The sequence below is a fragment of the Hyphobacterium marinum genome (assembly GCF_036330325.1).
In the GTDB taxonomy this organism is placed as follows: domain Bacteria; phylum Pseudomonadota; class Alphaproteobacteria; order Caulobacterales; family Maricaulaceae; genus Hyphobacterium; species Hyphobacterium marinum.
Map to the genome: position 1 here is coordinate 102,855 of NZ_JAZDRO010000004.1, position 24,073 is coordinate 126,927.

At 64.3% G+C, this 24,073-nt stretch carries 24 protein-coding genes; 15 read left to right on the plus strand and 9 right to left on the minus strand.

Annotation, left to right across the window (positions count from 1 at the left end; translation table 11 throughout):
• Positions 1–783 precede the first annotated feature (783 nt).
• The 4 genes from flgH to V0U35_RS10205 are packed head-to-tail and all read right to left on the minus strand — an operon-like array spanning position 784 to position 4,152.
• Positions 784–1,641, minus strand: coding sequence for a flagellar basal body L-ring protein FlgH (gene flgH / locus V0U35_RS10190; RefSeq protein ID WP_330196609.1), 858 nt, complete (start codon positions 1,639–1,641; stop codon positions 784–786).
• Between the two features lie 28 nt (positions 1,642–1,669).
• Entirely contained in the window at positions 1,670–2,605 is a 936-nt protein-coding gene (gene flgA, locus V0U35_RS10195) for a flagellar basal body P-ring formation chaperone FlgA (RefSeq protein ID WP_330196610.1), read from the minus strand.
• 15 nt (positions 2,606–2,620) lie between these two features.
• Entirely contained in the window at positions 2,621–3,406 is a 786-nt protein-coding gene (flgG, locus tag V0U35_RS10200) for a flagellar basal-body rod protein FlgG (RefSeq protein WP_330196611.1), read from the minus strand.
• Between the two features lie 11 nt (positions 3,407–3,417).
• Positions 3,418–4,152 carry a flagellar hook-basal body complex protein gene (locus tag V0U35_RS10205; protein WP_330196612.1) on the minus strand — a complete coding sequence of 245 codons (735 nt, stop codon included), beginning with the start codon at positions 4,150–4,152 and terminating at the stop codon, positions 3,418–3,420.
• A 262-nt stretch (positions 4,153–4,414) separates the two neighbouring features.
• Between V0U35_RS10205 and V0U35_RS10210 the strand changes: the two genes are divergently transcribed.
• Genes V0U35_RS10210 through V0U35_RS10230 form a run of 5 tightly spaced genes read left to right on the plus strand, consistent with a single transcriptional unit; the run spans position 4,415 to position 10,642 of the window.
• Positions 4,415–4,972, plus strand: a complete 558-nt coding sequence (locus V0U35_RS10210; protein ID WP_330196613.1) for a flagellar basal body-associated FliL family protein — start codon at positions 4,415–4,417, stop codon at positions 4,970–4,972.
• A gap of 2 nt (positions 4,973–4,974) precedes the next feature.
• Positions 4,975–6,108: a flagellar motor switch protein FliM gene (gene fliM / locus V0U35_RS10215; protein WP_330196614.1), complete on the plus strand. Its 1,134-nt coding sequence runs from the start codon at positions 4,975–4,977 to the stop codon at positions 6,106–6,108.
• The gene (locus tag V0U35_RS10220) at positions 6,105–6,494 is read left to right on the plus strand and encodes a DUF6468 domain-containing protein (RefSeq protein WP_330196615.1); all 390 of its coding nucleotides are present in this window, start codon (positions 6,105–6,107) and stop codon (positions 6,492–6,494) included. Before fliM ends, V0U35_RS10220 begins: the two co-directional genes overlap by 4 nt.
• A gap of 4 nt (positions 6,495–6,498) precedes the next feature.
• Positions 6,499–7,209, plus strand: a complete 711-nt coding sequence (locus V0U35_RS10225) for a MotE family protein (protein WP_330196616.1) — start codon at positions 6,499–6,501, stop codon at positions 7,207–7,209.
• Positions 7,193–10,642 (plus strand): hypothetical protein, encoded by a 3,450-nt coding sequence (locus V0U35_RS10230; RefSeq protein WP_330196617.1) that lies wholly within the window; start codon positions 7,193–7,195, stop codon positions 10,640–10,642. Before V0U35_RS10225 ends, V0U35_RS10230 begins: the two co-directional genes overlap by 17 nt.
• Before the next feature lie 6 nt (positions 10,643–10,648).
• On the opposite strand, the gene fliP is transcribed toward V0U35_RS10230, so the two are convergent.
• The gene (gene fliP, locus V0U35_RS10235; RefSeq protein ID WP_373696405.1) at positions 10,649–11,398 is read right to left on the minus strand and encodes a flagellar type III secretion system pore protein FliP; all 750 of its coding nucleotides are present in this window, start codon (positions 11,396–11,398) and stop codon (positions 10,649–10,651) included.
• Positions 11,398–11,727, minus strand: a complete 330-nt coding sequence (locus V0U35_RS10240; RefSeq protein WP_330196619.1) for a flagellar biosynthetic protein FliO — start codon at positions 11,725–11,727, stop codon at positions 11,398–11,400. Before V0U35_RS10240 ends, fliP begins: the two co-directional genes overlap by 1 nt.
• 97 nt (positions 11,728–11,824) lie before the next feature.
• Here V0U35_RS10240 and flgB point away from each other — a divergent pair, with 97 nt between their 5' ends.
• From flgB to fliE, 3 genes are read left to right on the plus strand one after another with little or no spacing between them, the layout of a single operon-like run.
• The gene (flgB, locus tag V0U35_RS10245; RefSeq protein ID WP_330196620.1) at positions 11,825–12,253 is read left to right on the plus strand and encodes a flagellar basal body rod protein FlgB; all 429 of its coding nucleotides are present in this window, start codon (positions 11,825–11,827) and stop codon (positions 12,251–12,253) included.
• Between the two features lie 19 nt (positions 12,254–12,272).
• Positions 12,273–12,686 carry a flagellar basal body rod protein FlgC gene (flgC, locus tag V0U35_RS10250; protein ID WP_330196621.1) on the plus strand — a complete coding sequence of 138 codons (414 nt, stop codon included), beginning with the start codon at positions 12,273–12,275 and terminating at the stop codon, positions 12,684–12,686.
• Between the two features lie 44 nt (positions 12,687–12,730).
• Positions 12,731–13,042 carry a flagellar hook-basal body complex protein FliE gene (gene fliE, locus V0U35_RS10255; protein WP_330196622.1) on the plus strand — a complete coding sequence of 104 codons (312 nt, stop codon included), beginning with the start codon at positions 12,731–12,733 and terminating at the stop codon, positions 13,040–13,042.
• 22 nt (positions 13,043–13,064) lie between these two features.
• On the opposite strand, the gene ald is transcribed toward fliE, so the two are convergent.
• Positions 13,065–14,183, minus strand: a complete 1,119-nt coding sequence (gene ald, locus V0U35_RS10260) for an alanine dehydrogenase (protein WP_330196623.1) — start codon at positions 14,181–14,183, stop codon at positions 13,065–13,067.
• Between the two features lie 185 nt (positions 14,184–14,368).
• Between ald and queF the strand changes: the two genes are divergently transcribed.
• Positions 14,369–14,830, plus strand: coding sequence for a preQ(1) synthase (gene queF / locus V0U35_RS10265; RefSeq protein ID WP_330196624.1), 462 nt, complete (start codon positions 14,369–14,371; stop codon positions 14,828–14,830).
• On the opposite strand, the gene V0U35_RS10270 is transcribed toward queF, so the two are convergent.
• Positions 14,827–15,465, minus strand: coding sequence for a nitroreductase family protein (locus V0U35_RS10270; protein ID WP_330196625.1), 639 nt, complete (start codon positions 15,463–15,465; stop codon positions 14,827–14,829). The genes queF and V0U35_RS10270 overlap by 4 nt on opposite strands.
• A 110-nt stretch (positions 15,466–15,575) precedes the next feature.
• Here V0U35_RS10270 and V0U35_RS10275 point away from each other — a divergent pair, with 110 nt between their 5' ends.
• From V0U35_RS10275 to V0U35_RS10300, 6 genes are all read left to right on the plus strand, one after another.
• On the plus strand, positions 15,576–16,208 hold the full coding sequence (locus V0U35_RS10275) for a TetR/AcrR family transcriptional regulator (protein ID WP_330196626.1): 633 nt from the start codon (positions 15,576–15,578) through the stop codon (positions 16,206–16,208).
• A gap of 103 nt (positions 16,209–16,311) precedes the next feature.
• Complete coding sequence (locus tag V0U35_RS10280) at positions 16,312–17,448, plus strand: efflux RND transporter periplasmic adaptor subunit (RefSeq protein WP_330196627.1); 1,137 nt, start codon at positions 16,312–16,314, stop codon at positions 17,446–17,448.
• Positions 17,445–20,582, plus strand: a complete 3,138-nt coding sequence (locus V0U35_RS10285) for an efflux RND transporter permease subunit (RefSeq protein ID WP_330196628.1) — start codon at positions 17,445–17,447, stop codon at positions 20,580–20,582. Before V0U35_RS10280 ends, V0U35_RS10285 begins: the two co-directional genes overlap by 4 nt.
• 20 nt (positions 20,583–20,602) lie before the next feature.
• The gene (locus V0U35_RS10290; protein ID WP_330196629.1) at positions 20,603–21,205 is read left to right on the plus strand and encodes an NUDIX domain-containing protein; all 603 of its coding nucleotides are present in this window, start codon (positions 20,603–20,605) and stop codon (positions 21,203–21,205) included.
• Positions 21,202–22,011, plus strand: coding sequence for a serine O-acetyltransferase (gene cysE / locus V0U35_RS10295; protein ID WP_330196630.1), 810 nt, complete (start codon positions 21,202–21,204; stop codon positions 22,009–22,011). Before V0U35_RS10290 ends, cysE begins: the two co-directional genes overlap by 4 nt.
• Positions 22,012–22,086: 75 nt before the next feature.
• Positions 22,087–22,311, plus strand: coding sequence for a DUF3126 family protein (locus V0U35_RS10300; RefSeq protein WP_330196631.1), 225 nt, complete (start codon positions 22,087–22,089; stop codon positions 22,309–22,311).
• Between the two features lie 6 nt (positions 22,312–22,317).
• On the opposite strand, the gene V0U35_RS10305 is transcribed toward V0U35_RS10300, so the two are convergent.
• On the minus strand, positions 22,318–23,925 hold the full coding sequence (locus V0U35_RS10305; RefSeq protein ID WP_330196632.1) for a DMT family transporter: 1,608 nt from the start codon (positions 23,923–23,925) through the stop codon (positions 22,318–22,320).
• Positions 23,926–24,073 lie beyond the last annotated feature (148 nt).

The following is a 24,073-nucleotide window of genomic DNA, read 5'->3' on the forward strand; positions in this document are numbered from 1 at the left end:
GGGTGGGGGGCTCTAAGCGTTTGATGTTTCCCACCCTCTCCGCCTCGCATTCGCTCGGCACCTCTCCCCTCAGGGAAAGGAAGATTCCAACACTCACTTATCCCCACCCCCTCCCGTTACCCCCATACTCCCCTGACCTCACCGGGAGGAGAGAGGCGGGCTGCAGCCGTCTGATGTGTCCGGCCGGTGAGGGGAGATGCCTCGAGTTCGGCGGACTAACGAACCGCCGGGCAAAAGAGCGGCAGGATGGTGCGACGCGGCTGGAAACGGTCGCGGACGGGACATCCTTGCAGCATCGCTTCCGCGGTAAAGGTCCATCGTCGAGGCCCCCGGCCGTCTATGACGCGATGGAAACCGGACCCGGCCGCCGTTCCAGAGTACCGGGGCGGCACGATGCGGCGGGCTGGCGGAAATCAACTGAGCCTTAAGACGTGCCCGACCGGCTGTTAAATCATCTCCGCGCGGGAGGCCTTTGCGGGCCACCCAATAAAAAGTTTCGATGACGGCCCCGAGGCTTGCCTCCCGCGCCCTCTCTCCCTTTTCGCCTTCGCGCCCGGCAACGGGTGCGGGGTTGGAGGTGTTGTTCAAGACCCCTCACCCGGCGCTATCGCGCCACCCTCTCCCTTGAGGGAGAGGGAGGGGACCCGCGCTAGCGGGGAGGGTGAGGGGGGATGCGCGCACCGGCTGGCAGGCCCACAAAACCCAAAAAAATACCCCTGCAGCCGAGGCTGCAGGGGCCGAGGTGCGCCACTGGGTGGTGGGCTTTTGCTCTGGGTCGTTCGATCAGAACGGCCAGAGAATGTCGTAGATTTCCTGTCCGATGCGCGGGCGCTGGACGTCGGAGATATGCCCGCGTCCGCCGTATGAGATGCGCGCTTCGGCGATCTGGGTGTGCCGGATCGTATTGTCCGAGGCGATGTCCTCGGGGCGCACGACGCCGGAGATGAGGAGTTCGCGGATCTCGTTGTTGATCCGCACTTCCTGTCGCCCGGTGATCGCGAGATTGCCGTTGGGCAGTGTCTGGGCGACGACCGCCGCGACCGAGAGATTGATCGTCTCCTGCCGGTTCACGAGGCCCGTTCCGGCGTGCGAGCCGTTCGAGCCGAAACTCGTCAGCGAGGCCGGGTCGATCGCGTCATTGAAGAAGGAGGAGAGGGCCGCTTCCCCGCCCAGGAAGTTGGTCAGATTACTGTTTTCCGTCGCGGTACGCGAGCGGTTGGTCGTGTTCTGAACCTGCGCGGAGTCCGAGATATTGATATTGACCGTCAGGATGTCGCCGGGCCGCGAGGCGCGCGGATCGCCGAAGAAGGTGCGCGCGCCGGGAGCCCAGAGCGAGTTTGTCGGGGTGGCTTCATACGATGCCGCCGAATAGGCGGCCGAAGCCGGGTAAGGCTGGGCCTGGGGCTGCTGATAGGGCTGTTGTTGCGGGGCCTGCCAGGCCTGTTGCTGAACCTGCGCCTGGGGCGATTGCGGCGGGTAATAGGCTGGCGACTGGGCGTAGGCAGGCGCACCGGCATAGAGCGCCGGATTCTGGATCGGCGTCAGATCGGGCGTGGAGCCGACCGAGGCGAGCCGGTCCGTGGTCGAGCAGGCCGAGGCGAGCACACCGGCGGCGATAAGAGCGAGGACGGATCGTGTCATGGCGTGGGTTTCCTTGTCGCTATCGGGTTCAGGACGGGCCGCCGGAGGCGACGACGCGGGCGCGGCCCGGGCCCTCGACCATGGCTTCCACGGTGCGGTTCGACTGCAGATTGACGAAGCGGATGATCTCGTCGGCACCTGCGTCTTCCAGCGCCCGGGCGCGGGCATTCAGGCTGATCCCCGGTGCGGTGAAGACGAGGCTGACGATCTCGCCGCGCGAGATAACGACCGGCGCGCGCAGATCATAAGCGCGCAAGGGTTCGCCCGGGCGCAGGGCGCGGCGCGCCTCCTGTCCGGCGATGGCGTCGGCATTCAGAACGGCATCGGCGCGGATACGGTCGGCGCGGGTCGAGATCCAATCGATATCGGCTTCGGTGATCACCTCGCCAGCCGGGATTGGCCGGGCGAGGACCGGGACGTCTGCGGTGGCATGCGCCCGCCCGCTGATGCGAACCGGCTCGGCCCCGTCATGGGTCAGGACTTCGGCGGCGAAGAGACCGGTGCGCGTATCGTGCTGGAAATTGCCCAACCGCGGCAGGCCGGTCGAGTCCGCTGGGGCGTGGATCAGGGCCGTGCCGTTGATCTGCAGTGCATAGCTGCGTCCCTCGCGGGCATAAAGCTCGCCCTCGATGAGGTCGTGCAGCGTCTGGGAATCAATGGTGCGGCTGGCCCGTGTGACGGTGATCCGGCGCAGTCCCGTGGCGTTCGCCCAGGCGAGACCATGGCGGGCCGCAAGCGTGCGCACATAGTGCGGATCGATGGAGCCGCGCTGACCCGGTTCCGGGCTGCGCGAGACCATGACGGCACCGGTCTCGCCCGCGACGTCGAAGAGGTCGCCGAGCGTGACCGTCTCGCCGGTGACGCTGACGCTGTCGCGCAGGACGACCGGCTCGTTGGCGTCTGCGCGCGGCGCGAGCGCCAGCGCCGAGGCCGCGGCGAGAACAAGGAGAGTCGAGCGGATCATGGTGATCACCTTGCGCTAGCGGAGGTTCGAGGAGGCGGCGAGCATCTCGTCGGACGCGGTTATGACACGGGCATTCATTTCATACGCCCGCTGCGCCTGGATCAGATTGGTGATCTCGGCGACCGCGTTGACGTTCGAGGTCTCGACAAAGCCCTGGCGGATGATGCCGAACCCGGTCGAACCTGGCGTGCCGGCGGTCGGGGAACCCGATGCCGCGCTTTCCAGGTAAAGATTGTCGCCGATGGCTTCCATGCCGGCCTGGTTGAAGAAGGTGACAAGCTCGATCTGGCCGACGATCTGCGGCGCCGGATCACCATCAAGGATGGCCTGCACCTGGCCTTGCTGGTTGATCGCGACGTCACGCGCGCCCTGCGGAATGGCAATGCCCGGCGCGACCGTATAGCCGTCCGTGGTCACGATCTGGCCGTCCGGACTGATCGCGAAATTGCCGGCGCGGGTGTAGGCGTCCTCGCCCGACGGCAGCTGGATCCGGAAGAAGCCCTGACCGGAAATGGCAAGGTCGTACGGATTGCCCGTCTGGTTGAGATTGCCCTGTTCGGTGATGCGGTAGACCGAGGCGGCCTGCACGCCAAGACCGACCTGGACGCCGGTCGGGACGATGGTGCCGGCGTCGGAGGAATTGGCCCCCATGCGCTCGACACTCTGGTAGAGCAGGTCCTGAAATTCGGCGCGCTGGCGTTTGTATCCAGTCGTGTTCATGTTCGCCAGATTGTGGGAGATGACCTCCACATTCATTTGCTGGGCGAGCATGCCGGTGGCGGCTGTGGTCAGGGATCGCATGGGCTGTCCTCCTAGACCCGGCCAAGGCGTTCGATCGCCTTGCGGTCCAATTCTTCACCTTGCTGAATGAAGCGGGATACCGACTGGTAGGCCCGCATGGTTTCCATCATCCGGGTCAGTTCCAGCACCTGCTGGACGTTGGACGATTCCACATAACCCTGGTTGATGTTGATCTCTTCGGCGAGGTCGGCATCGACACCCTCGGGCGCGCGGTAGCGACCGTCGCCGGTCTTCTCCAGCGCGCCGAGATTTTCAAATGTGTAGGCCCCGAGCCGGGCGACTTCGTTGCCATCCTGCAGGATCGCTCCGCCCTGGACGGTGATATGCCCGCCACCGGGTTCGAGGAGGATGGGCGCGCCGCCTTCATCGAGAACCAGCGAGCCGTCCGTGGCGGCAAGGCGGCCTTCCTGGTCAAGGCGGAAACGCCCGTCGCGGGTATAGCGCAGGTCACCGCCTTCGGTCTCGACGGCGAAGAAGCCTTCACCCTCGAAGGCGAGATCGAGCGGGCGGCCGGTATATTCCAGGCGGCCCTGGCCGAAATCGCGGGCGACGCCCCAGTTCTCGACGAACTGAAGGTCGCGCGGACCGTCCTGCGACTCCGCGCGGCGGGCCGGCTGGTTCTGCAGCAGCAGCGATTCGACCTTGAAGCCGGGTGTGTTGGCGTTGGCGATGTTGTTGGCGGTCACATCCATGGCACGACGAAGCGTGAGCTGGCGCGACAGGCCGATCATCAGGGCGTTATCCATTGGCGCATCCGTCCGTTCTGGAACGTTTGTATTTTGCAGCGCCGTCTTTTGCAGCGCTTGCCAATTGCCATTGCACCCGGCATGCCAAGGTTAATATCGTTCAATAACAGAGGGTTAGTGGGGCGCTCTCTCCCAGCGGGGTCTGAATTCCGGCAAGCCCTTCCGCTCTGACCGGCAAAACTTGCCGCCTGCCGCCCGAATGCAAACGCCTCGTTAACCGGACCAGCCGTTAATCGTGGGCACCTGTTTGACGGAGCGACCGATGGCGGAAGAACCAACGGAAGAAGGGGCGGACGGCGCGGACGACGACGCCGAGGCAACCCCGAAAAAGAAAATGGGACTCATGAAGCTGGCGCTCTTCATCGGGCTGCCGGTCGTGATTCTGGGGCTGGGCGGTGTGGCCGCCCTGATGCTGTTCACCGGCGGCGGTGACGAGAGTCACGAAGTCGCCGAGCTCGACGAGCACGGCCAGCCCATCGCCCATGGCAGCGATCACGCGTCCGCGGAACCGGAAGACGTGTACTTCTATGAAGTGCCGCAAATGCAGGTGACCATCCAGAACGGGTCAGGCGGATTCGCGCACCTGCAGATTTCCTTCCACCTGGAAATCGCCGACGAGCACATCAGCGAGGAGCTCGACCACGAACTGCCGCGCATTATCGACCAGTTCCAGGGCTTCCTGCGCGAAATGCGCCCCGAAGACCTGGCCGGTAGTGCGGGTGGCTACCGCATGCGCCTGGAGTTGTTGCGCCGGGTCAACCTGGTGCTCGGCGAGGACAAGGTTCGCGCCGTCCTGATCGATCAGTTTGTCGTGGCTTGAGCATGGCTGACGCAGCAGAAGCCAAGTCCTTTCAGGATGACGACGCGCCCGAGGCTGCGGCAGCGGGCGGTGAGGGAGACGAGCTCGAGCAAGAATGGGAATCCATGGTCGGCGAGGGCGAGGGGGAAGCCCCGTCATCGACCGGCTCCGCGCCTGAGCGTATTCTCAACCAGGACGAGATCGATAGCCTGCTGGGCTTCTCGGTTTCCGATGATGACGGCAATGACCGGTCGGGCATACGCGCGATCATTAATTCTGCGCTCGTGTCCTATGAGCGCCTGCCCATGCTGGAAATCGTCTTCGACCGCCTCGTGCGGTTGATGACGACGAGCCTGCGCAATTTCACGTCCGACAATGTCGAGGTCAGCCTCGACAATATTTCCTCGATCCGGTTCGGGGATTATCTCAACTCGATCCCGCTGCCGGCGATCCTGTCGGTCTTCCGTGCACAGCAGCTCGACAATTACGGCCTGCTGACGGTCGACTCCAACCTGATCTATTCGGTCGTGGATGTTCTGCTCGGCGGCCGGCGCGGCACGTCCGCCATGCGGATCGAAGGGCGTCCCTACACCACGATCGAGCGCACGCTGGTCCAGCGCATGATCGAGGTCGTGCTGGGCGACGCCAAACAGGCCTTCGAACCGCTGACCGAAGTCGATTTCACGCTGGAGCGGATCGAGACCAATCCGCGCTTCGCCGCCATCGCGCGCCCGGCCAATGCGGCGATCCTGGTCAAGCTCCGCATCGACATGGAAGACCGCGGCGGGCGGATCGAGCTTCTCCTGCCTTACGCGACGCTCGAGCCGATCCGTAAAATGCTGCTCCAGCAGTTCATGGGCGAGAAGTTCGGCCGCGACAATATCTGGGAAAGCCACCTCGCCACCGAGCTCTGGTCGACCAATATGGAAGTCTCAGCGGTGCTGGATGAAACCCGCATGCCGCTCGGCAAGGTGATGAATCTCAAGGTCGGCGACACGCTCTATCTCGACGCGACGCCCGACTCGAGCATCGAATTGCGCTGCGGCTCCATTCCGCTATCGCGCGGGCGCATGGGCCGGATCGGCCGCAATGTCGCGCTGCGTCTCGACAATCCGCTTTCTCCCAGTGCCCGCAAGGCGATGATGAGGTTTACATGACATATGCCGGTTTGATCTTCGAAGGGGCCGTGGCGGTCCTGCTGCTGGTCGCGGCGGTGATGATGTGGCGCGTTGATGCCAAGCTGCGCGCACTCAAGTCCGGGCAGGATGGTATTCGCCAGTCCGTCATTGCACTTGATGAGGCCACCGACCGCGCCCGTGCCAGCCTGGCTGCCTTGCAGCGCGCGACCCGGGAGTCCGGTGACGAGCTGGAAGACAGCGTGCGCGAGGCCCGCCGTCTCTCCGACGAGCTGCGGCTTCTCACCTCCGGCGCTGAACGCCGCGCGGATGCGCTGGCCAGCCGGCCCGCGCGCCGGCCCGTCTCGGATGTCTTCCCAGAGGGTGGCCGCCGTACGGTCTTTTCCGACATGAAGGACGTCCGTTGATCTCATGAAGGCTCCGGTTCGCATCCTCGCTTCGATCGCCCTCCTCGCAGGGGGGCTTTTCGTCATGAAGGCGCTCGATTTCGGTTTCGGCGTGTCCGACGCCTGGGCGGCCTATACAGCCGATACCGCTGGAAGCGACGGTTCCGGTGATGCGGCTGACACCGACACCGAAGAGCCCTTCCTGCCGGACCTGTCAGCTGCAACCGAAGCCAACTGCCCGGCGGTCGAGACCACCACGGACGCCTTTGCCGAACGCGTCGGGGCCAGCCCGTCTGAAATCGAGGTTCTGCGCTCGCTCTCCGAACGCCGCCGCAGTCTCGATCAGCGCGAAGCCGAGATCGATACCCGCGAAAGCCTGCTCCAGGCCGCCGAGGCGCGGGTTGATGAGCGGATCACGGAGCTGCGCGCTCTGCGCGATGATATCGACACGCTGATGGGAACGCTGAATGAGCGGGAGCAGGGCGAGATCCTGCGGATCGTGAATTTCTACCGGACGATGGAGCCCGATAGCGCGGCGGAACGGATCGTGGCGCTCGACGAGCGGACGCAGGTCGCCATTGCTACGCACGAGAACATGTCGGCCCAGGTCTTTTCGGCCATCATGGCCGAGATGGATGTGACCGCGGCCGCACGCCTGACCGCGCTGATCGCGAACCGGTACACACTGCCCGAAACGGCGTCCGACCTGGAGGCGCGGCTTGGCCAGGAAGGCTAGGCATACGGTCTCCCTGACGGCGCTGGCGCTGGCCCTGTCCCTCGCGGGCGGGGCTTTCGCGCAGGAGCCGGTGACGTTCGAAGTCGAACAGATCGGTGATGTGTCACGTATCCGCGTGGTCTATCCCGAAGCCTCCGCCGACGACCGCCCGAGCGCGGAGATCGAAGCGGCTGCGGGCGGCCAGGTGCTGATTGCGCGGTTTTCCGAACCCATTGAAGGCAATGTACAGGCTCTGCTTGACGAGCTGGGTGGCCGGGCCGCTATGGCAAGGATTGATCCGGACGGCCGGGCGCTGCGCTTTGCCATGACCGGGGCCGCGCTCCAGCCGCAGGTCTCGTCGTCCTACAATATTGTTGCAATTGACCTTGTACCGGCGGGAGCGAGCGCGCCGCCGCGGGTGATTTCCCTGCGCGAACAGCGCGAGATTGATGCTGCTGCTGCAGCCGCCGCCGCACCACCCCCACCACCGCCCGAAGCGCTGGCGGTCGCGATCGAATACGGTCAGGCGAGCGAGTACACCCGGATCGAATTCGTCTGGCCGGAAGATGTCGACTACACGCTTTCCCAGAATGGCGAGACGGCGACGATTGTGTTCTCACGCCCCGCCGAAATGGATCTCGCGCCCCTGCGTGCCTCGCCACCGCGATTGCTGGAAACGCTGCAGGGCGCGCGCGGAGATAACGATTATACGCTCGTCCTGACGCTGGATCCCGAAGTCAGTGCGCGCGCCTGGCGTGAGGACAACCGGATCGTCGTTGACCTGCTCGACCCGTCCGCCGCCGATGCCGCGCAATTGCTGAGCGCGTTGGCGACGTTGAATGAAGCGGCAGAAACCGCCGAGACATCCGGGGCTCAAAGCCAGTCTCCGGATAATGATGTCGAGAGTGCGGACAGCACTACACCGTTGGCCACCGATGCCCCGTTGGAGGACCCGGCTGACGTGACAGCGGTCGCAACCGAGGCGCTGCCGGTCGACGACCCGGTCGGCGACCCTGTGGACTATGCGGAACTGGACGTGCCGCAGGCCGGGGATAGCGAAACGGGGTTGACATTGTCCCCGCCGGAAGTCCGGGCGGACCCCGTTCCGGCCGATGGTGAGGTTCGCGTTGCTGCGACGGAGGCGGCCGGAGACCTGGTCGCCCGGTTTGACTGGGCGGGACCTGTGGGCGCGGCCGTATTCCGGCGCGGTGAGGCGATCTGGATCGTCTTCGATGCCGAAGCGAGTCTCGACCTTTCCGAGATTGCCCACGGCAGCCGGGGGCATGTCACCGGTTTCGAGACCTATCGCGGCGATGGCTATTCTGCCGCGCGCGTGGTTACCCCGCGCTCGACGAATGCCGAGGTTCGCCAGTCCGGAAATGCCTGGACGGTGGTGTTCTCCGAGGCCATCGACACACCGCCGCGCCCGGCCACAGTGCAGCGGGAAGCCCGCCCCGGATCGCCCGCGCGTATCACGGTGACACTGGAAGGTGCGCAGCACAGCCTGTGGATTGATGATCCGGTCGTGGGTGATCGATTGGCCGTGATTACGGCGCTCGCGCCGATCGAGGGTATTTCCGCGCGCCGTGATTTCATGGGGGCCGCAATCCTGCCGTCCGCGCACGGCGCGGCTGCCGAGACGGCGGCAGATGATCTGACCGTCACGCTCGATGGGCAGGAGGCGGTCTTCGCCCGTCCCGACGGTCTGGCCCTGTCACCCACCAATTCGGGCCGCACCAGCCTGGTCCGCGCCAGTGCCGGGGCTTCTCCGGCCTTTGTTGATGTCGACGCCTGGCGCGGCGCCGGGGATTTCTGGGCCAATTATGCGCGGCTGGAACGCCTGGCTGCGCCCGAGGATGCGCCCGCCCGGGTCGCCTTTGCGCGCTTCCTGATCGCCAATGAGCTCGCCCCCGAAGCGCTGGGTGTGCTCGCCACGGCCATTGACGCCAGCCCGGCGGTCGGCAGTGACCCGCATGTCAATGCGCTGATCGGTGTGGCCAGTTTGATGATGGGCCGCGTCGAGGACGCGCGCGCCGCTTTCTCCCAGCCCGTTCTGATGGCCGATACTGCCGCGGCCCCCTGGCGCGCCCTGATCGCCGTGGAACGTGAGGAGTGGGAAGAGGCCAGCCGCCGCTTCGAGCAGGGCCGGGAGTCGATCTATGACTACACCCCGGCCTGGCGCGCACGCTTTCGTGTGGCCAATGCCCTGACCGCGCTGGAACTCAACGACTTCACGTCGGCCACCGAACACCTGCGCCGGCTGGGCAGTGACGCTCCCGACGAACACACGGCCGCCCGCGCCGAATGGATTGGTGCCCGCATTGATGCGGCTAATGGCGATGTTGACCGCGCCATGCGCCGGCTGACTGCGTTAGGAGAGTCCGGTTTCCCGGATGTGGAAGCTCGCGCCCTGTTCGAGCTTTACCGGCTCCAGCTCGATGCCGGCGACATCACCGCTCACGAAGGGGCCGAGGCGCTCGAAATGCTGCGCTACCGCTGGCGCGGCGATGACGTCGAACTCGATTCGATCCGCCTTCTGGGTTCGCTCTACATCCGCGAAGGGGCCTTTGCGCAAGGGCTTGAAGCGATGAGCAATGCCCGCGCCCGCTTCCCCGACAGCCCGGCATCGCGCCGTATCGGCGTGGAGATGAGCCGCGTCTTCCGGCGGCTTTTCCTCAACGGGGAAGCTGATCGTATGGACCCGATCGAGGCGGTCGCGCTCTTCTACGAATACTCCCACCTGACGCCCATCGGGGCGGACGGCGATCGCATGATCCGGCGCCTGGCCGACCGGCTGGTCGCATTCGACCTGCTGGATCCTGCGGCCCAGCTCCTGCGTCACCAGGTCGACAGCCGTCTGCACGAGCCGTCAGCCCGCGCCAGTGTCGCCACGGATCTCGCCGTGATCTACCTGATGGACCGGCGTCCGGGCGAGGCGCTCAACCTGCTTCGCGCCACGCGTGTCGCTGGCCTGCCTGCTGAAATGGTCGCCCAGCGCCGGCTGCTGGAAGCCCGCGCCCATGCCGAACTGGAACGTTACGACCACGCGCTGGAACTGGTCGAGAATGACTCCAGCGAGACCGCCGTGCGCCTGCGCGCCGATGTCGCCTGGGACCGCCGCGACTGGCCCGATGCCGGACGGCGTCTCGAAGCCGCGCTCGGCAATCGCTGGTCCGAGGACAGCCCGCTCCAGCCATCCGAACAGACCGATATCCTGCGCGCGGCCATCGCCTACAATCTCGCGGGAGAGCGCAGCAATATCGTCCGGTTGCGCGAGCGCTATGGCGCGGCCATGGCGGCGACCGATCAGGCTGCGGCCTTCTCGGTCCTGACCAGCGATGCCACGGTGTCGGGTGATGCGCGAGTGGGTGATCTTGCTCGTCAGGTCGCCGACATCGATACGCTCGATGCCTTCATGGACCGCTTCCGCGAGCGATTTGCCGGCGGGGCTTAAAGCCGATCAACCGGGTGGCAGATTCACCGTCCCAAAGCTTTCTACCAGGCTGCCCGTGACCAGCCGCCAGCCATCGACCAGCACGAAGAAAATCAGCTTGAACGGCAGCGAGATCACGATCGGTGGCAGCATCATCATACCCATCGACATCAGGATCGATGCGACGACGAGGTCGATGATCAGGAAGGGAATGAAGAGCAGGAAGCCGATCTCGAAAGCGCGCCGCAATTCCGAAATCATGAAGGACGGCGCAACAACAAAGAAGGGCGTTTCCTCTGCACTTTCAGGCGGTTCCCCGTCCATGAAGCCGATAAACAGCGCCAGGTCGTCCTCGCGTGTGTGGGCGAGCATGAACGTCTTCACCGGTGCGGAGGCTTCGGCGAAAGCCTCGTCCATTTCCATTTCCTGGTTCATCAGCGGCTCAATGCCGCGCTCATAGGCCTGGGTGAAGACCGGGGCCATGATGAAGACGGTCAGGAAGATGGCGAGACTGGTCAGCACCGCATTGGGCGGGCTCTGCTGCAGGCCGATGGCGGTGCGAAGCAGCGACAGGACAACCACGATCCGCACAAAGGACGTCGTCATGATGACGATGGACGGGGCCAGCGACAGGATGGTCAGCAGGGCGACCAGCTGCAGCACACGCTCGGTCAGCATGCCTTCATCGCCGAGGCTGAGCGAGACGGACGCGTCGGCTGCGCCTGTTGCCGTCAGTGCCAGACCGGCAGCAGCGGCAAGAAGAGCGATGAAGCGCATCATGACACCGCTCCGGGTCCGGTCTTTTCCGGTTTCCGGTCGATCACCGTTTCTGCATTCGGGCCGAGCAGAAGGAGATGGTCTTCACCGTCGCAATTGACGATGACCAGCCGCCGGCGTGGATCGAGGATCAGCGTTTCGCGTACCCGCATCCGGCGGTCATTCTGAATGCCCGGAAGGCGCGAATGGGCGACCTTGGTCATCAGGCGGGACAGCCAGCCTTGCCGTGCCCCGAGCGCGAGCAGGCCCAGCAGGCCCAGCACGACGGCGAGGGCGGCGAAATAACGGGCGAAATCAACGACGTCCATGGGCGCAGGTTCACGACTCATCAACCTTGGTTAACGCCCATTCGGGACGGACGTCGTTAACGGCGCGTTAAACGGCGCGGTTCAGGTTCAGACCCAGTCCAGATACACCGGTATAGCCATGGCCATTGGAGACACGAACGTCCTTTCGCTGCTGCGGGAATCCATGGGATTCCTGTCCGAGCGTCAGCGCGTGCTCGCCCAGAATGTCGCCAATGCCGACACGCCCGGCTACACGCCCAACGACCTGTCCGAAGCCGAGTTTCACCGCGCCCTGACGAGCCAGATGCGCAACAGCGCATCATCGTCTGCCGTAGCCATGACCGCCAGTCAGCCCGGCCATATCGTCCCGCAGGGCGGGGCGGGCGGACGCACTTATTCGGTTGCCTCGCGCCCTGACTCCGAAACGACGGTCAACGGCAATTCGGTCAATCTGGAAGAACAGATGGTCCGTGCCCAGGAAAACCGACTGCGCTACGAGACGGCGATGAGCCTCTACCAGAAGAGCCTCGCCCTGATGCGCATGGCTGCGCGCCCGGCGGGCCGCTAGGGACTGAAGGAGACACGCGATGACAGACGCTTCTGATGCTCTCTCGATTGCCGCGGCAGGCTTGCGCGCCCAGTCCGCGCGCATGCGCATCATTGCAGAAAACATCGCCAATGCCGGATCGACATCGAGCGACCCGGGCGGCGACCCGTACCGCCGCCAGGTGCCGATTTTCGAGGCCGAAATGGACCGGATGACTGGCCTGGAAGTCGTGCGCATGACCGGTGTCGATGCCGACCGGTCCGACTTTGATCTGCGATACGAGCCCGGTCACCCGGCCGCCAATGATGACGGCTATGTCAAATACCCGAACGTCCAGACGCTGATCGAGCTGATGGACATGCGCGAAGCGCAACGCAGTTACGAAGCCAATCTCAACATGGTCGAATCGAGCCGCCGCATGATGGAACGCGCGCTCGACCTGTTGAGACGATAACCCCTAGCGGGCGCAAAACGCGCCCGTTGCCGCTGGAGTAGCCAATGGCCATGGATCCCGCCGCCCTGCGCGCCTATCTCGCCGCCGCCCAGTCCGCGGGGCAAACGCCAGGTATTGCTCAACCCGACGAGACCGCCGCCACCGAGTTCGCCGCCATGGTCAACAACGCCGTAGCGAGCACTGGCGATGCGCTGCGCACCGCTGAAACCATGACGGCACAGGCCGCGACCGGCCAGGCCGAACTTGTCGACGTGGTCACTGCGGTGGCCGCTGCCGAGGTTCAGCTGGAAACCGTGATGGCGATCCGCGACGAGGTCGTGCGGGCCTATAACGACATCCTGAAAATGCCGATCTAGGCCGCGCTGACGGCCCTGGATGCTAGATTGAAGTGAGCCATTCCGGCTTGTGGTAGGGCACGCCGAGGTCGTGCGCGACCGGCTCGTAGGTGATCTCGCCTTCTGCGACATTGAGACCCCGCGCCAGATGCGGATCGGCATTGAGCGCACCAATCGCGCCGTGCCGCGCCAGCGCCGCGGTAAAGGGCAGGGTGGCGTTGGTCAGGGCCTGCGTCGAGGTGCGGGCCACCGCGCCCGGCATGTTCGCCACGCAATAGTGGACAATGCCGTCGATGATGTAGGTCGGATCGTCGTGGGTCGTCGCCTTGGACGTTTCGAAACAGCCGCCCTGGTCGATGGCGATGTCGACGAGAACCGCTCCGTCCTTCATGTCCTTCAGCATGGCGCGCGTGACCAGTTTCGGCGCAGCGGCACCCGGGATCAGGACTGCGCCAATGATCAGGTCGGCTTCGTGGACGGCCTTTTCCACCGCAGCCGGGGTCGAGAAGGCCGTTTTGACCATGCCGCCAAACTGGGTGTCGAGCTCGGCCAAGCGCTTGTTGGAGCGGTCGAAGACCGTGACGTCGGCGCGGGCACCCAGCGCCATTTCGGCCGCATGGGTCCCGGCGACACCGCCGCCGAGGATGACGACCTTGGCCGGCAGCACGCCCGGCACGCCGCCGAGCAGCATGCCGCGTCCGCCTTGCGTCTTCTCAAGGCAGTGCGCGCCAACCTGGATCGACATCCGGCCGGCGACTTCCGACATCGGTTTCAGGAGCGGCAAGCGGCCGTCGGCATCGGTGACGGTTTCATAGGCGATGGCAATGCAGCCCGATTTGCGCAGGCCCTCGGACTGAACCGGATCCGGTGCCAGGTGGAGATAGGTGAAGAGCGTGTGCTTCTCGGTAAGCATCGCGGTCTCGACCGGCTGGGGCTCCTTCACCTTCACGATCAGCTCACTGTCACCAAAGACCGAGGCGGCGTCGGGGGCGATTTTCGCACCGGCCGCCCTGTAGGCGTCGTCGGAATAACCCACGCCATCGCCGGCGCTCGTCTGGACGATCACGTCGTGCCCGGCACGGACCAGCTCGGACGCCCCGTCCGGGGTCAGACCGACGCGATACTCGCGAACCTTGATTTCCTTGGGGACGCCAATGTGCATGTCTCGATCTCCAGGCGTTTGTGCGGCCCCGTGTGGCAAGGCCGTTCCGTCTCGGGTTGAAAGCGGCGCCCTCATACACCGCGTTGGCGGGTGAGGCTATTGCCGCTGTCACAAATTCTGGTGATATCCGCGACGGACGGCGCGGGCAATTGCGCGCGCCGCCGCGAGCCGCTAGGGGAGCGGTCATGACCGACCCGAATTATCAAGAGCTGCGGCAGCTGGGCGACAGCGCGGCCACCGCGAAATCGCCCGATGAAGCGGTACTCGAACGCGTCGCCAATCCATGCGACGCGCCGTACCTGATCCGCTTTACCTGTCCGGAATTCACCTCGCTTTGCCCGGTGACCGGCCAACCCGATTTCGCCCATCTCGTCATCGACTACATACCGAATAAATGGATCGTGGAATCAAAGTCGCTGAAGCTCTTCCTGACCTCTTTCCGCAATCACGGCGATTTTCACGAAGCCTGCACGACCGGCATCGCCCAGCGGCTGGTGCGCGAGATCGAGCCGGCCTGGCTGCGGATTGGTGGCTACTGGTATCCGCGCGGCGGCATCCCTATCGATGTCTTCTTCCAGACCGGCGATGCGCCACAAGGCGTGTGGATACCCGAACAGGGCGTCGCGCCCTATCGCGGACGGGGCTAGGCTTCCCAGAATTCCACGGCCGATTTCGGGCGCAGACGTTCAACCGGGTCATCGGACGCTGTACCGAAGTACATGAATCCGGCGACCCGCTCGCCTGACCTGAGGCCCATCGAGTCCCGAACCGCCGGGTGATAGGCGTACCACTCGGTCAGCCATTGCCCGCCATAACCCATCGCATTCGCGGCCAGCAGCATGGTCTGGCAAACGGCTCCGGCCGACAGGATCTGCTCCCATTCGGGAATCTTGTGGTTCTCGATCACGGTCGAGATCACCGCAATGACCAGTGGCGCGCGGGTCAGGCGGCCGCGTTCCAGTTCGAGCTGCTCGTCGGTCATGGCGTCATTGCCGACTGAGGCGATCTTCGCCAGCACATGGCCGAAGCTTTCCCGCGCCGGCCCCTGGAATATCATGAAGCGCCAGGGGGCCAGCTTGCCGTGATCGGGTACCCGCTGGGCAATACGGATCAGGGTCTCGATTTCGTCCGGGGAGGGTCCCGGTTCCGACAGGGCGACCGCCGCGGTCGAACGGCGGCGCGCCAGCAGGGATAGCCGGTCAAGGCTGGCTTGCGCTGCGGTCAGTCGCTCTCCTGGCTCGGGTGCGGAAATATTGGGCTGGTCGGTGTTTTCGTCGGTCATGTAAGCGATTCCGGTGAGCGGCGACTTTGACGGTTTGTTGAAGGCGTTCTTATATGAGGGACAAGTCTGGCGAAACCGCCATTCGACCAAACGCTTGGGAATATGCCGGAATGACCGACATCGCCGTTGAAGACATTACCCCTGCCGAACGCCGCCGCCGCCGTGTCCGTGATGCCATCATTGACGCTGCCGAGACGATATTCGCAACCGATGGCGAAGCCGGGATCTCGATGCGGCGCCTGGCCGAGGCGATCGATTACTCTCCGGCCGCGATCTACAAGTATTTCGACTCCAAGGAAGCCCTGTTCGAGGAGATGCGGGAGCTGTTCTTCGAGCGTCTGATCTCGCGGATGGACGAAGCTGCGGAGTCCGGTGGCGAGATGCACATCCTGTGCGCCCGGTGCGGACGGGCCTATATCGACACCGCCCTGGAAGAGCCCAAACACTACCTGATGGCTTTCTCCAACTGGGACAATCACAAGACGCCGGACGAGAGCAGCTATGCTTTTGTGGCGGAGAAACAGCTGAAGGAAATGGTCACGGCGGGCATTTCCACCGGCGTGTTTCGCGACATGGACCCGGCGGTTGCCTCCAAGAGCGTGTGGGCTTGTGTCCACGGTCTCGCCACCCTGCTGGCGTCGATGGAAGACTTCCCCCACGGCATGCCCGGTTCGGAACACGTAACCCGTGACGCCGTCATCGATTTTCATACCGATCTGATCATTCGCGGCCTGCGTCCCTGACAGCGTCACATAATAAAGTGAACACCGTTCACTTTTCAAACGATGGTGGATGGTCTACATGCCTGCTCCGGCGTATGAGCAGGTGTGAAAGTGCAGGGCAGTCATGGCCACCCCGTTTGATCTGAGACGGCTCGGAGCCGGTGCGATGGTTGCCCTTGCGGCTGTCGCGATGGCGGGAATTATTGTGCTGGTCACGACGCTTCGCGGAGCCGATGCGCAGGAGGCCAGCAGCCGGTCCGGCATTCTCCCTGTCGAAACCCTTGTCGTGACCTATACGGCCGATGCCCGCATTGGCGAGGCCTTTCCCGGCCTGGTGACGGCACGGCGCGAAAGCGCGCTGGGGTTTGAACGCGGGGGACGGATCGAGGCCATGCGTGTCGATGTCGGTGACCGGGTCGCCGCGGGCGATGTCCTTGCCGAACTCGATACCAGCGCGCTGGCCGCCCAGATCGCCGCCGCCGACGCCCAAACGGCCGAAGCACGGGTCCAGGTCTCGCTGGCGCGCGCCACCGAGGAACGCCAGCGAACCCTGATGGAACGCGGGCATATCTCGCCCCAGCGCCTTGATGAGGCGACGACTGCGACCCAGGCTGCGGATGCGCGCCGCGCCGCCGCTGCAGCCTCGGCTGATGCCCTGCGGGCCCAGCTCGCCCTGTCTGTGATCGCCGCACCTTATGACGGAGTCGTGACCGCGCGCATGGTCGATGAAGGGGCCATAGCCGCCCCCGGGCAGGCCATTCTCAATATCGTCGAAGATGGTGCTCTTGAAATCCGTGTCGGCTTGCCGCCAGTGACAGCCGCCCGGCTCGTCGCCGGACAACCCTATGATTTCCATATCGATTCCGGAGAAATCGAAGCGATGTTCCGTGCGTCGACGGGTGTCGTGGACGTGCAAAGCCGGTCTGTTACCGCCGTCTTCGATGTTGCGGCGGGACAGTCGGCCCAGGCCGGTCAGGTCGCGCGCCTGGTGTTGGATGCGCCGATCGATGCCGAGGGCTTCTGGGTTCCCACCAGTGCCCTTGCCGAAGGACGCCGGGGGCTCTGGTCGGTTTATGCGCTGGCTGAAGCCGAGGGCGGGGCGTACCGCATTGAGCCGCACAGCGTTGAAGCCCTGCGCGTGGAAGCGGACCGCGTCTTTGTCCGCGGAGCCGTCGATCACGGTGCTCTCATCCTTGCCAGCGGCCTGCAGCGGGTGACGCCGGGGCAGCGGGTTCGCCCGCTTTCCGGGCAAGGCCAATGACGACGCTCTTCTATCGTTATTCCCGGCTGTCCATTCTGGCCGTCCTTCTGCTGATCGCAGCGGGTGCGGCGGCCTTCCTGACGCTGGGCCGTCAGGAAGACCCCAGTCTGACCGAACGCTATGGCGCGATCACGACCGTCTTCGCCGGAGCCTCGGCCGAGCGCGTCGAAGCGCTGATCACGGACCCGATTGAGCGGGCGCTGATGGAGTTATCCGAGGTCGAGGAACTCAATTCGGTTTCGCGGTCCGGTGTCTCCATCATCACGCTCGATATACGCGAGGACCTGACCGGCGCCGAAGTCGATCAGGCCTGGAACCGTATTCGGGAGCAGGTCAATGGCGTGACGCCTACCTTCCCGGACGGCACCATCGCGCCGGATATCGACCGCTTCTACACCGGTGCCGCGACCCTGATCGTCGCGTTGCAGTGGGACGATTCCAGCGAGCCGAACATGGCGATCCTGTCCCGCCTGGCGCAGGATCTGGAAGACCGTTTGCGCAATGTGCCCGGTACCGATGAAACCCAACTCTTCGGCGAGATCGAGGAGGAAGTCCGGGTCATCGTCGACCCCGATGCGCTCGCCCCGCTGGGCCTGACAGTTAATGATGTCGCCCGCCTCGTCGCGAGTTCCGATGCCAAGTCGCCGGCAGGTGAGTTGCGGGGCGAGGACGTCAATCTCGGGATCGAGGTCGCGGGTGAGTTTGATTCCCTTGACCGGATCCGGTCCGTCATCATTGCCGAGACCGCGGATGGCGGATTTGTCCGTCTCTCCGATATCGCCGAGATCGAGAAGGGTGCGCGGACGCCGGATCCCTCGCTCGCCATGGTCAATGGAACCCGCACGGTTCTGGTCGGGGCCTATCTCCAGCCCGAATTGCGGGTGGACCAGTGGACCAGCCGGGCGCGGGCGCTGGTCGAGGAGTTCGCGGCGGAAACACATGGCGTGTCGGTCGACGTGCTCTTCGCGCAGTCGGACTATGTCGAGAGCCGCCTCAATGGCCTTGCCGAGAACTTCCTCTATTCGGCGGCGATCGTCTTTGCGGTGCTGTTCCTGATGATGGGCTGGCGCGCGGCGCTGATTGTCGGGTCAGCGCTACCCCTGACGGTCCTCTTCGTCCTCTTCCTGATCAATCTCTATGGCGAGCCGCTGCACCAGATGTCGGTAACGGGCCTCGTCGTGGCACTTGGCCTGCTGATCGACAATGCGATTGTCGTCGTCGACGAATACAAGTTGATGCGGGCGCGCAGCCTGCCGCCGCTGGACGCCATCAACAGGGCGCTTCGTCACCTGTTTGCGCCGCTGACGGCATCGACCCTGACGACGGTGTTCGCCTTCGCGCCGATTGCCCTGATGCCCGGCGCGGCCGGCGAATTCATTTCCATGATCGGGATTTCGGTGATTTTCGCCGTCGTGGCATCCTTCATTCTGGCCATGACCGTCATCCCGGCCTTCGCCGGCTGGTTTGACGATGGCCGGACCGAGGACAAGAACGGTCCCTTCTGGCGCAATGGCCTGTCCAGCCGCTCGCTGGGCGAAGTCTATCGCGGCGTGCTCGACACCATCGTCAAGCGGCCCTGGACGGGCATCGCCGGCGCGCTGATCCTGCCCGCCGCCGGACTGGCCGCCGCCTTCACCCTGCCGATGCAGTTCTTCCCGGCGACAGACCGCGACATGTTCCCGGTCTCGATGACCCTGCCGGCCAACACGTCCATCGAGGAGACGCGCCGCCAGGCCGAGCGCGCGACCGAGCTTTTCCTGGCCCATGAGGGCGTTGAGGAAGTGACCTGGGTACTGGGCCGCAGCGCGCCGCGCACCTATTACAACATCATGGGGGCCCAGTCCTCGGCCCCGTACTTTGCCGCCGGTTTTGTCAGGACGGAGTCCGCTACTGCGACAGCCGAGCTGCTGCCCATCGTGCAACAACAGGTCGCCGAGGAGTTTCCTCACGCACGATTCCTGACCCAGCCGTTTGAGCAGGGTCCGCCCATCACCGCGCCGATCGAGCTGATCCTGTCCGGGCCTGACCTGCAGGTGCTCAACCAGATCGGCGACGAGGTCCGTGCGGTTCTGGCTGAAACGCCTGGCGTCGTCAGTACCGTGGCCACGCTCGAAATGGGCGCTCCGGTGGCGAGGCTCGACATCGACGAGTCTGCAGCCGGACTGGCAGGACTGCGCCTCGACCAGCTCGCCAACCGTTTGCGGACCGATTTTGACGGCGTCGAGGGCGGCAGCATTCTGGAAGGTGTCGAGGAATTGCCAGTCCGGGTCGTGACCCGGGATTCCCGCCGCTCATCGGTATCCGACATTTCAGGCACGCCCCTGCCGACGAATACCGGCGGGCTGACCAGCGTACCGGTCGGAGCCCTGGGCGGGATCAGCCTGCGCCCGGAAGTGGCGACCATTCCGCGCGAGGACGGCCAGCGGATCAATTCCATCTATGGCTATCTGGAACCCTTCGTCCTGCCCGACCCGGCGCTGAATGCCTTCCTGGAGCGGCTGGACGCGGCGGGTATTACCTTGCCGCCGGGCTATTCGATGCGCATTGGCGGCGAAGCCGAATCGCGCGGCGATGCCATGGCGGACCTGCTCAGCACGGCCATACCGCTGCTGATCCTGATGATCGGGTCGGTGGTGCTGGCGTTCAATTCCTTCCGCTATGCCGGCATCATCCTGGTCACGGGCTTCCTGTCGGTCCTGCTGGCGATCTTTGGCGTCTGGCTGTTCGGAACCCCGCTCGGATTTAACGCCATCGTCGGCTCGATGGGGCTGGTGGGCCTGTCGATCAATGGCTCCATCGTTGTCTTGTCAGCACTCAAATCGAACCCGGACGCGCTCGCTCTGAAACCGGGTGCGGTGCAGTCCACCGTCGTCGACGCGACGCGCCACATCGTTTCAACCACGCTGACGACAATCGGCGGGTTCACGCCGCTGCTGATCGAGGGTGACGCCTTCTGGATGCCGTTTGCCTCAGCGGTTGCAGGCGGTGTTGCGGGCTCGGCCCTGCTGGCCCTGTTCTTTACCCCGGCCGCCTTCGTGCTGCTGGTGCGCCTGTCGCGCCACAAGGCCGAATTCAAATCCGGCCTGATGGCCCGGGTTGCCCGCGGCAGCCTTCGCGCGTTCAATCGTGGCTGAAGCCAGCAGAAGTGATCAACATGGACAAGCGTGGCCCCTGGCAGGTCCTCGAGACACGTCTCGCCTATGAAAACCCGTGGATGCGCGTCGTCGACCACGATGTCATCCGGCCCGATGGCAAGCCGGGGCGCTATGGCGTCATGGTGCCGGCGAATTACGCGATCATCGTTCTGCCTGTGCATGATGACGGCACGATCACGCTGGTGGGCCAGCACCGCTTCGCGACCGACCGGTATGAGTGGGAATTGCCCGAAGGCGGCGGCCCGAAGACCGATACGCCGCTCGACAGCGCGCAGCGTGAACTGCGCGAGGAGACCGGGCTGACGGCCACGCACTGGAAAGAGACATTCCGGGCGGATCTGTCGAACTCCATCACCGACGAGACCGGTTTCGGCTTCATCGCCTGGGGGCTGACCGAGGGTGAGCCGGATCCGGACGGGACCGAGATCCTCGCCACACAGCGCCTCGCCTTCCTGGAGGCCGTCGCCCGGGCCGCGAAAGGCGAATATCGGGACATGCCGACGGTGGCGATGCTGATGCTGACACACTACATGGCGGTATCGGGACAGCTGGAAGAGGACCTGACCGGGCTGTTGCTGGGGCAGGGGAGAGGATCACGATGAGCGCCGCCGAACCCGTCAATGCCCGCACCGGTACCGCCGCCGTCTGGTCGCGCCTGCGCGTCGAAGCCGCGTCTGCGGCTGCCGAAGAGCCCATCCTTGCCAGTTTCCTGAATGCTTCCATCCTGCGCCATGACCGGTTTGACGGCGCTCTGGCGCACCATCTCGCGGCCAAGCTCGCCGATGCCCAGCTCGACGCCATGCTGGCGCGTGATGTCATCGCCAACGCGCTCGCCGCTGACCGGACGATCGCCGACAAGGCAGCGGCCGACATGCTCGCCGTCGATGAGCGCGATCCGGCCTGCCGTTCGCTTCTCCAGCCCTTCCTCTATTTCAAAGGCTTCCTGGCGCTGCAGTCGCACCGCGTTGCCCACTGGCTCTGGGGGGAGGGGCGCGAGACGCTCGCCTTCCACCTGCAAAGCCGCATGTCGGAGCGCTTCGGGGTTGATATTCACCCGGCCGCGCGGATCGGGCAGGGCGTGATGATTGACCACGCGACCGGCGTCGTCATCGGCGAAACCGCCGTTATCGGCAATGATGTCTCCCTTCTGCACGGCGTGACGCTCGGCGGAACGGGTAAGGCCGGCATCGACCGCCACCCCAAGATCGGCGACGGCGTTCTGATCGGGGCCGGCGCGAAAGTGCTCGGCAATATCACGGTCGGCGAGGAAGCCCGCATCGCGGCTGGCTCGGTCGTGCTCGAACCTGTGCCCGCGCATTGCACCGTGGCGGGCGTTCCGGCAAAACCGGTCGGAGGGCGCTGCGCCGAACCGGCCAAGCGCATGGACCAGCAACTCTCCGGCGACTGATACGGGTGCGGCGGTTTTCAACCCGCGCCCGACACGCGATAGACTGACACCGAATCGAACAAAGGACTGACCGACATGGCTCCCATCCTCACCGCGGAAGAGGCCACCAAGCTGCAGACCTTCCTCAGCCGGAAGCTCAATCCCGAACTGGTCGTCCAGCGCCGCCAGCGCCCCGACGAGTGCGCCGAAATCTATATCGGTCAGGAATGCCTCGGCGTGGTGTCGAAGAATATCGACGAAGGCGAAACCTCATACTCCTTCGAACTGGTCATCCTCGACCTGGACCTCGAAGAGCTTTGATCGCGGTCAGCTCGACAGCACGACATAGACGTAGCTGACGAAGATCAGGAAGATCAGGACGCTCGAGAAAAACGGGCGTTCGGTCATTCCGTCATCGGATTTTTGAGCGCTCGGATCGACGAGCGAGAGCAGTCCGTTCTGCAGCTGGCGATTGGTGCGGACTTCAAGCCGGTCAAAAATTGTGGACGTCAGGAATACGACAGCACTGCTGAGCGCCGGGGCCATCAACTCGGCCACCATGCTGTTGGGCCGGAAGATGTTCGCAATCGCCACGACCATCGTTGCAACGACGATGACGATAAAGCGTTCCCCAAACGAGAATATCGACATCTTTTTCAGGCCAAGGGCGTACAGATCCAGCACGAGTGACTTGGGCAGGGCGCTCTTGGCCTCGTCCAGGGTCTGCTTCACTTCGGCGTCGGAATTTGCCGCCCAAATCCGGATGACCCAATAGCCCTGCTTCTGGGCACCTTTGGAGTCCGCTTCAAATTTTTGCAGCAGGTCAATCACGAGCTGTTCTTGTGAATTGGCCCTCTGGAATACACGGTCGAGCATGAATGCGATCAGGATCGCGAATATGGCTGCGGGTACGGCCAGTGCATCATAGAACGAGTCCATCTCGAGACCCGGAACGTAGAAAACGTAGGTTGCCGATAGCATCAGCATCAGCAGGCTGGCCGTATAGGCATAGCTCGGATCAGCCCGGCCATAGATAAGAAGGTTGCTGGCGATGATCAGGATGGCACCGAGCGCGATGGCCGGGCCGATCTGATCAAGACCGAAGGCCGCCAGCAGGGCCAGGGACAGGACCGGCGTCAGGTAATAAAGAATGTTGATCGACGTGGACCGGGCCATCGTGTTGGCGACGAGATAGAAGCTGGCACCGATTGTCACGATGAACAGTCCCGAGCCCACGGCGAGCCCCAACCCCAGCCCGCTAAACTCAGTGCCCCGGGGCAGGAAAAGCGCGACGATGATCGGACCGAGCCCGGAGAATATTTTCGTGCCGAGCTGAACCATGAAGGAGGCGGGAAGCGAGGGGTGGTGTTTTTCGTAGAAGCGAGTGGTCCATATCCCGGCCCCTGAGCTGGTCGCCATGGTGAGGCTGGAGAGCAAGGCAAGGCCAATACCCAAGGCGAGCATTTCGCCGCTCGGAACGGCGACTTCGCTGGTTTGCGGGCCGCTGTAAACGACGATGGCCAGGCCGATAAAAGCAACGCCCGAAAACACGTAATCCGAAGCCAGAAACGGCCGGTAGTGATGCCGCATCCAGACATAGAACAGGTACATGGCAGCAATCGGCCACGTCTCGTAGAGCAGCGTGACCACAGCGGCGGGCGCGAAATAGACCGCCGCGAAAAGGCTCGCGTGGCTTATCGCATTCGTGATGCCGCCAAATGCAATTGACGCAAAGGCATAGCGGTTCTTGAAGCCGTCCAGCGTGGCCGCGAGATAGGGCCGGGAATCGCGCTTGCCCCAGATGAACAGGACCGCCGCAGACGCGATCAGCGCGGTGACATGGGCGATGCCGACAAACATCAACGGGTTGATCTCGCCCTGAGCAAAGACGGCGACCACCGGATACGATGCGTAGGCCGCGACCGATATCAGCATCAAGATGGCGGCTTGTGACCCCCGCATTTCCCAACCCGTTCCGTTGCTTACCTATAAAAGGGGCAAGCATATCGGGTGCGCCAGCACAAGAAAAAACGGCCCCGCCGTCGATTGCAGGGCCGTTCAATCCAAGGAACCAGCTTTCGAG

What these genes read in the sequence shown, in the direction of transcription:
- V0U35_RS10290 (WP_330196629.1), top strand. Translation starts at nt 20,603, where the DNA reads ATGGACAAGCGTGGCCCCTGGCAGGTCCTCGAGACACGTCTCGCCTAT.
- V0U35_RS10285 (WP_330196628.1), top strand. Translation starts at nt 17,445, where the DNA reads ATGACGACGCTCTTCTATCGTTATTCCCGGCTGTCCATTCTGGCCGTC.
- flgC (WP_330196621.1), top strand. Translation starts at nt 12,273, where the DNA reads ATGACAGACGCTTCTGATGCTCTCTCGATTGCCGCGGCAGGCTTGCGC.
- flgG (WP_330196611.1), bottom strand. Translation starts at nt 3,406, where the DNA reads ATGCGATCCCTGACCACAGCCGCCACCGGCATGCTCGCCCAGCAAATG.
- queF (WP_330196624.1), top strand. Translation starts at nt 14,369, where the DNA reads ATGACCGACCCGAATTATCAAGAGCTGCGGCAGCTGGGCGACAGCGCG.
- V0U35_RS10300 (WP_330196631.1), top strand. Translation starts at nt 22,087, where the DNA reads ATGGCTCCCATCCTCACCGCGGAAGAGGCCACCAAGCTGCAGACCTTC.
- flgH (WP_330196609.1), bottom strand. Translation starts at nt 1,641, where the DNA reads ATGACACGATCCGTCCTCGCTCTTATCGCCGCCGGTGTGCTCGCCTCG.
- V0U35_RS10210 (WP_330196613.1), top strand. Translation starts at nt 4,415, where the DNA reads ATGGCGGAAGAACCAACGGAAGAAGGGGCGGACGGCGCGGACGACGAC.
- flgA (WP_330196610.1), bottom strand. Translation starts at nt 2,605, where the DNA reads ATGATCCGCTCGACTCTCCTTGTTCTCGCCGCGGCCTCGGCGCTGGCG.
- V0U35_RS10270 (WP_330196625.1), bottom strand. Translation starts at nt 15,465, where the DNA reads ATGACCGACGAAAACACCGACCAGCCCAATATTTCCGCACCCGAGCCA.
- cysE (WP_330196630.1), top strand. Translation starts at nt 21,202, where the DNA reads ATGAGCGCCGCCGAACCCGTCAATGCCCGCACCGGTACCGCCGCCGTC.
- V0U35_RS10220 (WP_330196615.1), top strand. Translation starts at nt 6,105, where the DNA reads ATGACATATGCCGGTTTGATCTTCGAAGGGGCCGTGGCGGTCCTGCTG.
- V0U35_RS10275 (WP_330196626.1), top strand. Translation starts at nt 15,576, where the DNA reads ATGACCGACATCGCCGTTGAAGACATTACCCCTGCCGAACGCCGCCGC.
- V0U35_RS10240 (WP_330196619.1), bottom strand. Translation starts at nt 11,727, where the DNA reads ATGAGTCGTGAACCTGCGCCCATGGACGTCGTTGATTTCGCCCGTTAT.
- fliE (WP_330196622.1), top strand. Translation starts at nt 12,731, where the DNA reads ATGGCCATGGATCCCGCCGCCCTGCGCGCCTATCTCGCCGCCGCCCAG.
- V0U35_RS10305 (WP_330196632.1), bottom strand. Translation starts at nt 23,925, where the DNA reads ATGCTGATATCGGTCGCGGCCTACGCATCGTATCCGGTGGTCGCCGTC.
- V0U35_RS10280 (WP_330196627.1), top strand. Translation starts at nt 16,312, where the DNA reads ATGGCCACCCCGTTTGATCTGAGACGGCTCGGAGCCGGTGCGATGGTT.
- ald (WP_330196623.1), bottom strand. Translation starts at nt 14,183, where the DNA reads ATGCACATTGGCGTCCCCAAGGAAATCAAGGTTCGCGAGTATCGCGTC.
- V0U35_RS10205 (WP_330196612.1), bottom strand. Translation starts at nt 4,152, where the DNA reads ATGGATAACGCCCTGATGATCGGCCTGTCGCGCCAGCTCACGCTTCGT.
- flgB (WP_330196620.1), top strand. Translation starts at nt 11,825, where the DNA reads ATGGCCATTGGAGACACGAACGTCCTTTCGCTGCTGCGGGAATCCATG.
- fliM (WP_330196614.1), top strand. Translation starts at nt 4,975, where the DNA reads ATGGCTGACGCAGCAGAAGCCAAGTCCTTTCAGGATGACGACGCGCCC.
- V0U35_RS10225 (WP_330196616.1), top strand. Translation starts at nt 6,499, where the DNA reads ATGAAGGCTCCGGTTCGCATCCTCGCTTCGATCGCCCTCCTCGCAGGG.
- fliP (WP_373696405.1), bottom strand. Translation starts at nt 11,398, where the DNA reads ATGCGCTTCATCGCTCTTCTTGCCGCTGCTGCCGGTCTGGCACTGACG.